Source organism: Streptomyces coacervatus (assembly GCF_029223485.1).
GTDB lineage: Bacteria > Actinomycetota > Actinomycetes > Streptomycetales > Streptomycetaceae > Streptomyces > Streptomyces coacervatus.
This window is the reverse complement of the sequence record NZ_JARHTP010000035.1, coordinates 61,650-68,436: the sequence shown is the minus strand read 5'-3', so window position 1 is coordinate 68,436 and position 6,787 is coordinate 61,650. Positions and strand designations below refer to the sequence as shown.

7 protein-coding genes are annotated in these 6,787 nt (G+C 72.5%); 4 read left to right on the top strand and 3 right to left on the bottom strand.

From position 1 onward, the window contains the following. Window positions 1–80: 80 nt before the first annotated feature. Window positions 81–707, top strand: a complete 627-nt coding sequence (locus P2Q00_RS48540) for a YwqG family protein (protein WP_275781398.1) — start codon at window positions 81–83, stop codon at window positions 705–707. A 21-nt stretch (window positions 708–728) separates the two neighbouring features. Here P2Q00_RS48540 and P2Q00_RS48535 read toward each other — a convergent pair whose 3' ends face one another. Both P2Q00_RS48535 and P2Q00_RS48530 read right to left on the bottom strand, forming a co-directional pair. Continuing rightward, window positions 729–1,787, bottom strand: a complete 1,059-nt coding sequence (locus P2Q00_RS48535; protein ID WP_275781397.1) for a PadR family transcriptional regulator — start codon at window positions 1,785–1,787, stop codon at window positions 729–731. A gap of 1 nt (window position 1,788) precedes the next feature. Then, window positions 1,789–2,817, bottom strand: a complete 1,029-nt coding sequence (locus tag P2Q00_RS48530) for a DUF4097 family beta strand repeat-containing protein (RefSeq protein WP_275781399.1) — start codon at window positions 2,815–2,817, stop codon at window positions 1,789–1,791. A gap of 146 nt (window positions 2,818–2,963) precedes the next feature. On the opposite strand from P2Q00_RS48530, the gene P2Q00_RS48525 reads away from it, so the two are divergent. Beyond that, the gene (locus P2Q00_RS48525) at window positions 2,964–3,773 is read left to right on the top strand and encodes a hypothetical protein (protein ID WP_275781396.1); all 810 of its coding nucleotides are present in this window, start codon (window positions 2,964–2,966) and stop codon (window positions 3,771–3,773) included. A gap of 212 nt (window positions 3,774–3,985) precedes the next feature. Here the strand turns inward: P2Q00_RS48525 and P2Q00_RS48520 are convergent, their stop codons facing one another. Continuing rightward, a complete protein-coding gene (locus P2Q00_RS48520; RefSeq protein WP_003992906.1) occupies window positions 3,986–4,165 on the bottom strand; it encodes a DUF6104 family protein in 180 nt (59 codons plus the stop codon). Between the two features lie 200 nt (window positions 4,166–4,365). Here P2Q00_RS48520 and P2Q00_RS48515 point away from each other — a divergent pair, with 200 nt between their 5' ends. Both P2Q00_RS48515 and P2Q00_RS48510 read left to right on the top strand, forming a co-directional pair. Beyond that, window positions 4,366–4,722: a CU044_2847 family protein gene (locus tag P2Q00_RS48515; RefSeq protein ID WP_275781395.1), complete on the top strand. Its 357-nt coding sequence runs from the start codon at window positions 4,366–4,368 to the stop codon at window positions 4,720–4,722. Further along, a complete protein-coding gene (locus P2Q00_RS48510) occupies window positions 4,719–6,680 on the top strand; it encodes a VMAP-C domain-containing protein (protein ID WP_275781394.1) in 1,962 nt (653 codons plus the stop codon). The genes P2Q00_RS48515 and P2Q00_RS48510 overlap by 4 nt, the downstream gene beginning before the upstream one ends. Window positions 6,681–6,787: the final 107 nt, after the last annotated feature.

The window sequence follows — 6,787 nt, the reverse complement described above, 5'->3', positions numbered from 1 at the left end:
GGCATGCGTGCCGGGTCTGGGGGCCGTGGCGGGTCCTAGGGTGGGGCCTCCCGGACCACCTGACGACTTACGGAGCTCTCATGACCGTTTCCGAGCCTGTGCCGCTCGTGTTCGTCCCCGCGGGCGGGGCCGTGCGTGAGGCGGTGACCAAGGTGGGCGGGCAGCCGGTGTGGCTGGAGGAGCCGCAGTGGCCGCTGTCGCGTCAGGCCGGTCGGCCGATGGAGTTCCTGGGCCAGTTCGCCCTGGAGGGCGGCCGCCTCGCCTATCTGTTCATGACCGGGGGCGAGGGAGAGCACGCCGACGGCACCTGGGAGCCGGAGGGCGGGGAGAACGCCCTGGTGATCCAACCCGGCGGCAGCATCCCGGACTTCGTCGGCGTCGAGCGACGGGCCGAGGGGCCGAGCGCGGGGGCCGACCATGTGCCCAATGCGGGGGCCAGCCATGAGCCGGGGGTCGGGGACCCGGAAGTCGGCGAGCCGGAGGATGAGGAAGAGGACGACCGTCGGCCCTGGCAGTTCCTCGGCGGGCCCGGTGTCGAACCGCACTGGCTCCAGGGCGACGAGACGCCCGGCGACGGATGGCGGCTGGTGGTCCAGCTGGACGCCGGGGAACTGCCCTTCTACGTCAACTTCGGTGACGCGGGCGTCGGTTACGCCTTCCTCTCGCCGGACGGCAAGGAGGGCCGCTTCCTCTGGCAGTGCACCTGACCGAGAGCGGCCCGTCGGCTCTCAGACTCTCGGCTTGCGCAGTATCGCCCCGATGTGTGCCGCCGCCGTCGACAGATGGCGGCGGGCGTCGCGGAGCTGGTCGTCCGTGACGCCGTGGTCCCGGGCCGCGTCGCGGATGTCGTCCCGGAAGCGGTCGAGCAGGCGGTCGAGGTCGCGGGGCGGGTTGCCGGTGGCGTCCTCGTGGGCCCACGACGGTTCGTACTCCGCCGGGAAGTCCTCCTCGGTGTGCGAGTACTCGGGGTGTGGTGCCGAGGTGGCGCCGGTGCCCCGTCCGAACCCGAAGTCCTTTCCGAGCTCCTTGCCGAAGTCCTTCCCGAAGTCCCCGAATTCCTTGGCCAGTTCGGTCAGGCCCTCCCGGACCCCCGTCGGCCAGTCGCCCCGCGCGAAGTGGTCCTGCACCTGGTCCTGCACCCGCTTGGCGATGCGCTGCAGCTCCTCCTGTGCCTGGGCCCGGGCCTGCTCCTGCGCCTCCTTGGCCTGGCGCCGGGCCCGCTGGGCCTCGTCACGGGCCCTGCGGCTCTCGTCCTTGGCGCGCCGGGCCTGCTCCTTCCACTCCTGCTTGACGCGCCGCATCTCCTCCTTCGCGGCCCGCCAGGACTCCTTGTCGGCGAACTCCCCGAAGTCCCCGAGAGAGCCGTCCTGCTCGCCGCGCGCCCTGCCGCCGGTGCCCCGCCGGGCCTCCGTGGCCGCGGCGCGCATCTCGCGCCGCAGATCGCCCGCGGCGCCGCGCACATCGGCCCGGATCTCGGCGGCGAGCTCCGCGACCGACTCGCGGATCTCCAGCTCCAGGTCGGCCAACTCACCGCTGCGGTCGGCCAGTTCGGCGCGGCCCGCGTCCGTGATGGCGTACACCTTGCGGCCGCCCTCGGTGGTGTGGGTGACCAGGCCCTCGGCCTCCAGCTTGGCCAGGCGGGGGTAGACGGTGCCTGCCGAGGGTGCGTACAGCCCCTGGAACCGCTCCTCCAGGAGGCGGATCACCTCGTAGCCGTGGCGCGGGGCCTCGTCCAGCAGCTTCAGCAGGTACAGGCGCAGGCGGCCGTGGGCGAAGACGGGAGGCATGTCAGAGCACCTTCTTGTCGGTCGTGCCGTCGGCCGGGGCGTCGGTGGAGTCCTCGGTCGAGTCGTCGTCCTGGCCGGAAACGGAATTGTCCCCCGAGTCGTCGTGTGGTCCGGTCGCGGGGGTGCTCGCCGGGGCGGCCTGCGCGGCCGTCTCCGAACCCGCCTCGACCGCGTCCTCGACCAGGGGGCCGATGTCCTCCGGCTCCACGTCCCACGCCTCGTCCTCCGCCGGAGGCCGTCGCAGCAGGGCGATCGAGCCCGAGACCGTCGTCGCCTTGAGGCTTCCGCTGCCCGAGCCGAGCCGGCCGGTGATCCTCTTGGCGCCCCACTGGCCGCTGACCCGCAGGTCCTCGAAGGCGCTGGAGACCGTCCCGCTCGCGGTGTTCGCCTCCACCTGCGCGTCCGCCGGGTGGGGCAGCCGGATGGCGATCTCGCCGGAGACGTTCGCCAGGATGATGTCGGTGGGGCGGCCGGCCGGATCGAGGTCGACGATCATCGAGCCGCTCACCGAGTCCGCCTTGACCGAGGAGCCCGCCTCGACCACCGTCAGATCCCCGGAGACGGAGTTGAAGCGGAGGTCGCCGCGGAGGGCCTGCGCCTCCAGGTTCCCCGAGACGGTGTCGGCGCGCACCGGGCCCGTCAGCCCCACCAGTGTGGTGTCCCCGGTGACCCCCTTCACCTCCGTACGGCCTTCGATTCCGGAGATGACCGCCGCGGCGCCGACCACCCCCACCTCCACGCGAGTGTCGGCCGGGACGGCGAGGGAGACGACGGCACTTCGGCGCCACCCCTTGCGGTCGAGCCACTTGAGGAAGCCCTTCCATGGGAGGTCGTCGTACGCCACTGTGAGCGTGCCGCCCTGCTGGGTCACCAGCAGGGGTGGTCCCTCGATCTCGGAGACCTCCAGCCGGGCGGAACCTTCGTCCGTGCCCACCACGTTCACCGTTCCGTTGACGATGCGTACGTGGAGTTCGCGCACGGGCTTGTCGAATGTGAGCTTCCGCGGCTCAGCGACAGACCACTCGGACATCGTGCAGACCTCCCCGTCGTAACGCGCCATATCGCGTCTCCTGTAATTCACGATATATCGCGGACTGGGAAAGTCAAGACACTCGTTCTGGGGATCTTCAAGGGTGCAAAAGTGACCAAGCGGTCGAATCGCCCTAGCGTGTGACCATGTCGAACGCCGGTGCCCTGCTCCTGTGCCGGGCACAACCCGAGTCCGTCGCCCCCGCCGCCCATCTGCTGCGCGAACGCATGCAGCTCGCCCCGGCCGGGGCCGGCTGGAGCGTGCTCCTTCCCGAGGGCAGGCCCTGGCGGCACGGCGGCGAACCCGTCGACCGCGTCCTGACCGGCTGGGCCGCCGCTCTCGCCGTCGGCGCCCCCTGGCCCGTTCTCGCCCTGTGGTGGGACGCGGACCGCGCCGGCTTCACCCTCGCGTCGGGCTTCCGTCGGCCCGTCGGCTACATCTGGCTCGCGAACGGCACCCCCGCCGGCGAGGACGAGGCGATGCGCACGTTCGCCGCCCGTCTGGGCCTTGACCCGGTCCTCGACGTACAAGCCCTGGACCAGCTCACGAAACCCGACCCCGAGGCCGACGCCCGCGCCCGCCTGCGCGCCCTGGTCGCCGTCCTTACGCGCGCGGGAGTCGCCCTTCCCGACGGCATCCCCCTGGGCGAACCCTCCGACCGCCTCCACGAGGCCGCGCGCGCTCTGCCGGACGCCCGCCCGGTCGAGTGGCCGGGCGGGCGCGAGGCGGTCCGGGCGGAACTCGACGCCGTCGGGAGCGGCAGCCTGGGCGCGTGGCTGCCCGGGTCGGGCACTCCCAAGGCGCGCGCCCTGTTTCTGGCCCAGCTGGCCGCGGGCCTCCCGCTCACGGTCTGGGGCGTACGGCGGCGCAGCGGCGGATGGACCGCGGTGGGGGCGCTGCTCCTGGCGCACGGGGCGTTGGGGCTGGCGTGCGAACCGATGCGGCCGTGGGACTAAGTGCTCCGCGGGATGTGCGGCGATGTGCCGTCTTTCGGCTGCGGCATCATCGTGGCTGGTCGCGCAGTTCCCCGCGCCCCTTTGGGGCGCTGCCGAACCGCAGGGACTTCACCGAGGCCGCGTAGCACCACGAAAGCCCTGCGCTCAGGCCCACGAAAAGGGGCGCCACGCGGGCGCCCCCGACAGACGGACTCGGACTCGGACCCGGACTCCTACTCGTCGTCCTCGTCGTCCAGGCGTGCCAGCCACGTCGCCAGCCGCTCCACCGGAACCTCGAAGTCCGGGTTGAGGTCGACGAACGTACGCAGCTGCTCGGCGAGCCACTCGAAGGTGACCTCCTCCTCGCCGCGCCGCTTCTCCAGCTCTTCGATGCCTCGGTCGGTGAAGTACAACTCTTGCTCCTGATGCGGACGGGACAGCCCCTGGGGCCTACTTCCTCAGGGTAACGACCTGGGGTGCAGTGCCGTGCGCGCCCGGATTCGTATGCCTTGCGGGGTCGCGTGCAACCGACCGGCCCATTAGCCTCGTCGCAGTTCAAGTGGGTACCGACCGCGGTCGGTTGGACGCGGCACAGGCTCGACGGGGGAGCGGCATGAGTCACATCCAGGACGTGGAACTGCCGGACGGCACGGTGATCACCGCCCGTATCGGCGCGGGGGACGCCTACGGCGACCAGGAGGACGTCGGCTTCACCGAGGCCGCCGTCGCCAAGGTCGAGCAGCTCCAGGAGCTGATCAGGGGCGTCGGCGGCACCGTCGTCGAGGCGGCGCGCGCGGCCAGGCCCAGTGAGGCCGCCATCACCTTCGGGGTGGAGCTGACCGCCAAGGAGGGCCTCGCGGTCGCGGTGCTCGCCCGGGGTGAGGCCAAGGCCTCCCTGGAGGTGACGCTCACCTGGCAGTTCGGCGAGCGGCCCGCGACCGGCACCTCCGGCGACGCGTCCGCGCAATGACCGAGCGGAACGACCGTCTGCACACCCTCGCCGAGGCCGCCGCGGTGCAGCTGCTGTCCGCCGAGGGTGACGGGCCGACCTGGGGCAGCGGGTTCTTCGTCGCGCCGGGCTGGGTGCTGACGGCCGCACATGTGCTGCGTCCCCACCTCAAGGCCGACCGCGACCGCCCGTTCCGCGTGCGCGGCGTGGGCGTCGACGCCGAAGCCCGGCTCGAACAGTGGCTGCTCACCGACCCGGACCGGCCCGTCGTACCGCTGGAGGAGGACCTGGCGCTGGCCCGGCTGACCGGTGACCCCGACGACCACCCGCACGAATGCGTATGGCTCGCCGACCGGGCCGTGCGCCACTCCGGCGCGGTCAAGGTGTACGGCTTCTACCCCGAGCCGCCGCACACCCGCCTGAGGTCGGTGGACGCCGAGATCAACGGCCACGAGGACACCTACGGGCTGATCATCAAGCCCGACGTCGACTTCCCGAGCGGCGTCTCGGGCGGCCCGCTGCTCGACCCGGAGACCGGCGCGGTCGTCGGGCTGGTCAAGTCGCGCCGCAAGCAGCAGGACGGCGGGAAGGCCGTCGCGGTCTGCGCGCTGCGCCGCTTCGGGCAGACGTACCGCACCGTGATGGACGCGCACGACCGGTGGCACGGCGGCGAGCCGGTCTCCGAGGGCGGGGACAACTGGATCGACCTGCAGGCGGGCCCGTCGGCCGACGACGGCGAGGGGTGGACGCCCCGCGACCGGCGCGAGGCACTGCGTCTGCTCGCCGACCTGCCCGCGCCGCCCGACGCCCCCACCGTGGAGCTCCTCGCGGCCGGCGCCCGCAGCGACAACAAATGGCCGGGGGAGACCCCGGAACTGCTCACCTGGCGCGACGGGCACGGACTGCTCTACGAAGGCAAACACGCCCTCGGCTCGCTCACGTTCCTGCGGTACCTGAGGTTCGTGGAGGAGTACACACGCTCCCGCGGCGGCGACTGCACCGAGCTGAGTGCCTGGATCAGGAAGCGGCTGCGCAGGAATCCGAACCGGCCCCTGCATGCCCTGGTCCGGGAGGTCCGCCTTCCCGAGGGTCTGCTGCCCGCGCCCGGCCAGGCGCCGGAGCGCCTCGTGATTCCCTACCCGGGCCCCGGCGAGGGACCCACGGTCGCCGTGCTCCTCGACCCCGTGATCGGCTCGCAGCCGGTCCGTTTCTTCTGGCAGATCTGGCTCGACGAGGGCGCAGCCGACAGCGAACCCGAACTGTACGAGGCCGACGGCTCGGTGCACGGATTCCTGCCCGGCCAGCTGGTCCAGGCCCTGCGCGAACCGCTCAGCAGGCTGCTGCGGGGGAAGGACCAGGAGGGCCGACCCGCCCCCCTCGAAGTCGCCCTGCCCGCCGAGCACTTCGACACCGCCGTGCACCGCTGGCGGTTCGACGACATCGCCGAACTCGACTACGCCGGACACCTGGGCGCACGCCGCAGAGTCGTGCTGCGCTCCCTCGCGCGCCGTGGAGAACCGGACAAACTCTGGGCCGACCGCTGGCAGGGCATGGCCGCCGAGCAGCGCTTCGGAGGCTGGCGCACCCCCGCGCGGGGCGCCGTCCAGGACGCCCGCAGCTACCGGAACGCCGCCTGCGATCTCGTCCCCGTGATGTGCCGCCCGGCCGGACGGGGCAGCGGGCGTACCGCGATGCGGCTCGCCCTGGAGAACGGCCACGGCGTCGCCCTCTGGCACATCGGCGGCCAGGCCGCCCACACCTGCACCGCGGCGTGCGACACGCTCTACGCCAAGGCGGAGGAACTGCTCGGCACCCTCGGCTCGCTCGCCGAACTCCCGGACCGTCTGCGCCACATACGGCAGGAGATCAGCGAACGCAAGGACGGCAGCCGCTGGGCGGAACCACTGGCCCTCCTCTACGACGACCCGCGGCGCCCCCTGCCCGCGGAGGAGTCCGAACCACTGGACGCACCGCTGTGACCGCCGCCGCTGTGACCGCCATCGCCGTGACTGCCGCCGGACGGACGCCCGGCCGCTGGCCGAAAAACGCGGATTCAAAGGCCTGTGCTGGGTACATTTTCAGGGGC

Bases quoted from the DNA above. Each gene is read 5' to 3' on its own strand.
- P2Q00_RS48540 (WP_275781398.1), top strand. From the start codon at position 81: ATGACCGTTTCCGAGCCTGTGCCGCTCGTGTTCGTCCCCGCGGGCGGG.
- P2Q00_RS48530 (WP_275781399.1), bottom strand. From the start codon at position 2,817: ATGTCCGAGTGGTCTGTCGCTGAGCCGCGGAAGCTCACATTCGACAAG.
- P2Q00_RS48535 (WP_275781397.1), bottom strand. From the start codon at position 1,787: ATGCCTCCCGTCTTCGCCCACGGCCGCCTGCGCCTGTACCTGCTGAAG.
- P2Q00_RS48525 (WP_275781396.1), top strand. From the start codon at position 2,964: ATGTCGAACGCCGGTGCCCTGCTCCTGTGCCGGGCACAACCCGAGTCC.
- P2Q00_RS48510 (WP_275781394.1), top strand. From the start codon at position 4,719: ATGACCGAGCGGAACGACCGTCTGCACACCCTCGCCGAGGCCGCCGCG.
- P2Q00_RS48515 (WP_275781395.1), top strand. From the start codon at position 4,366: ATGAGTCACATCCAGGACGTGGAACTGCCGGACGGCACGGTGATCACC.